This is a genomic window from uncultured Boseongicola sp., from assembly GCF_937988555.1.
Lineage (GTDB): Bacteria > Pseudomonadota > Alphaproteobacteria > Rhodobacterales > Rhodobacteraceae > Boseongicola.
Map to the genome: position 1 here is coordinate 1 of NZ_CALJXO010000116.1, position 2,672 is coordinate 2,672.

A 2,672-nucleotide genomic window follows, 5' to 3' on the forward strand; every position below is an offset into this window, starting at 1 on the left:
AACGGGTTTTCCATCCGCGATCAGTTTGCCCTGTGCTGTAAAGAACGGCTTCAGTTTGTAGCGCCCTGATGCAATTGATCAAAGCGCGCGCCAAAGGAAGGAACGAATGACACGGCCGGTGTTGCCCGCTTCGCCGTCGAAATGACCGATCGCATACTTTCGGTTAACGCGCGCGATGATCGCGCCAAGTGCTTCTTTGTCGTCGATACTGTGAGACAGGACTGTCGCGAATGGGATCGCGCGGGTTTCAAGGGTATTAGCCATCGGCGTGTTGCAACGCGTCGTGTGCCAGCGGTGTGGACCTTTGGGAGTGAGCTTGATCCAAGCCAAGTGGTCGCGGCCCTTCGTGATCTGCTTCGTTTCAGGGGCGGTTTGGAAAAGGTCGCCGCCCCCTGCCGGCTCAAGCGTATCGCCTGACCCGAAGCGTTCAGCAAAGTCGCGGAACGCACTGCAATGACACAGGATGCGCGCGCCGTCCCCTTGCGTCACCTGAAGCCGCACTTCCCCACAATTACATGTCCAATGCACTCCACCACCCGAACAATTGCCCGACGTTCGCAGCAAATTACCCAGTTCTGGTGTTCTGTGAAAGCGATGCCCTATCCTGTGTGGAACAGCGTCTCGAAAAAGCGCGGATCAAGGCTTGTGGTCTCGAAGGTGGTGCCTTCGGTCAATACCGAGACTGCGTCGTGGCTGTGGAGGCTTTCCTGATGGCTAGCAACCACGCGGAAGTCACCGATCCGCGGGTCGGACTGAAGTCGTTCAGCAAACAGGCGTGCCGCGTCTTCAACAAAGATCGGATTGGCGGCGTTCAGTTCGGCAAAGGCCTGTTCGTCTTCACGTTTGACCATGACTTGGGTTTCTGTTGGCACAGCAAAGCGGCAAAGCCCGACGATGTCTTCAAACCAAAGCGTGTCAGCGGTTGGATCAATCACCACTGAAAGCCGCGCCACAGAGCGTTGGGAATGCGGCGTTGCCAGCTGCCCCCGTGTGCGGCGTGCGTGCTCAGAAAGCTCCAGCGAACACGGGCAAGTCGACGAATAGACGTAATCAAGGTGCAGGATGCGGCTGCGCGTGCCGTCCTGATCCACGACTTCCAGCGCAATATCGTAGTATTGCCAGCCCGACAGGCCTGAGCGCAGGCTGTCGATTTTCATCGGATAGGACAGACGCATCTGAATGCGCGCATCGAAGCTTTCAAGGTCGGTTTTGTAGTCATCAATGGCGGCTTCTATCACTTCGAAGCTGAATTCCTTTTCGGCATGCTCATAAAAGCTGCGCATGATGCGGCTCATATTGATGCCTTTTTTATCCGCTTCGAGACTGACGGTGCCGGTGACAGAGGTCTCAATTTCGCGCGCAGCACCGGCTGTCGAGCGAAATTGCACCGGCAGGCGGAAGTTCGAGATACCGACGTGTTGGATCGCACGATGGGCGCCTTTGATCAGCGATTCCGGGCCATTTTGCAGGTCTGGAAGGTCAGCCTTGTAGTCGGCGTTGACTGTGAAGTCTGCGGCGTACTCTCTTGTTAACGCCGGGTAATCATCCGGGGAACTGGGCAAAAGCCGTGTGATTGCGGGATCAAGCGTGTCTATCTCAGCGGTATCGGCGTCACGAGCCCATGCGCGCAAAAGCGCAAGCGCCTCCTTCGCCTCACCCCGGGTTGGTTCACGATCAAAATCGGTGGAATGGACGTTCATGGCACTCTCTCCTTCAGGGGAACCTGCTACGTGGGGCCGAATGGCCGTGGTTCCAGCAAGATCACTTTTCTTTTACGGTCCAGGGTTACAAACGGTTCAAAAGTAGCGGCGAAAAAAACGGTAGAGAATGTCGGGAGGGGTTGAAACATCAGCTGCATAGACCGCTCGTTTCAGGGTTTCTGCAGCATCGGGCCGGAAATATCCGCGATCCTTGTAGATGCGGATGCGTTCGGCAAAGACATCGCCGTCGGCTTCGGGGTGGAACTGTGTGGCGTACACGTTTTTACCGTAGCGGATCATCTGAAAGGGGCACGGCGCCGACGACATCAGGTGGACAGCGCCAGCGGGCAAAGTCTGAACGGCTTCTTTGTGGCCGACAAGCGCATTAAAAGCGCGGGGCAAGCCCTTCAGTAGGGGATCGTTGGCGCCGTCTTGGGTGACTTCGCAGGCAACCGGACCGACGGGTTCGCCAAAACGCGCCTTGGAAACCTCCGCTCCAAGATGATGCGCCAGAATACCGATGCCATAGCAACAGCCCATGAACGGAATATCCCGTTCGGTGATCTCTGGCATAAGTGACAGCATTGCGGCCTCTGCGCGGGCCTCGTCCGGGGCTTTGTCTTCGGGCGCATCGCTGACACAGCCGGGACCACCGCCAACGACGACACCTGCAAAGGCGTCAAAGTTCAGGCCGTCTGGCAACCCGTCACGTTCAAGGCGGATGCGTTGGGCACGTGCACTATCAAGTCCACCCTTTTGAAGAATGGCCCGATACTCGCCATCGGCCGCGTCATCTTCAGGCCGAAGCTGCAAAATAAGAAACGGCTTCATCGCGCGCCCTTCCCTTCCACCTTTTCCAAAAACCTCGAGGGGATCGGCCAAAGGCCGAAAGGAGCAGAGCCCCTGGCCCTCGCGACGCGCAACGCGCGGCGCATTAAAGGACCCCGCTCAGACCGCATCGAGCGCCTGCAT

3 protein-coding genes are annotated in these 2,672 nt (G+C 57.5%); all 3 read right to left on the bottom strand.

The genetic code is table 11. The features are described from left to right. Positions 1-78 precede the first annotated feature (78 nt). A complete protein-coding gene (locus Q1B15_RS06370) occupies positions 79-528 on the bottom strand; it encodes a DUF6151 family protein (protein WP_299751787.1) in 450 nt (149 codons plus the stop codon). A 71-nt stretch (positions 529-599) separates the two neighbouring features. Beyond that, on the bottom strand, positions 600-1,700 hold the full coding sequence (gene folE2 / locus Q1B15_RS06375) for a GTP cyclohydrolase FolE2 (protein WP_299751790.1): 1,101 nt from the start codon (positions 1,698-1,700) through the stop codon (positions 600-602). Between the two features lie 96 nt (positions 1,701-1,796). Next, positions 1,797-2,531: a glutamine amidotransferase gene (locus tag Q1B15_RS06380; protein WP_299751793.1), complete on the bottom strand. Its 735-nt coding sequence runs from the start codon at positions 2,529-2,531 to the stop codon at positions 1,797-1,799. Between the last annotated feature and the right edge of the window lie 141 nt (positions 2,532-2,672).

Bases quoted from the DNA above. Each gene is read 5' to 3' on its own strand.
- folE2 (WP_299751790.1), bottom strand. From the start codon at position 1,700: ATGAACGTCCATTCCACCGATTTTGATCGTGAACCAACCCGGGGTGAG.
- Q1B15_RS06380 (WP_299751793.1), bottom strand. From the start codon at position 2,531: ATGAAGCCGTTTCTTATTTTGCAGCTTCGGCCTGAAGATGACGCGGCC.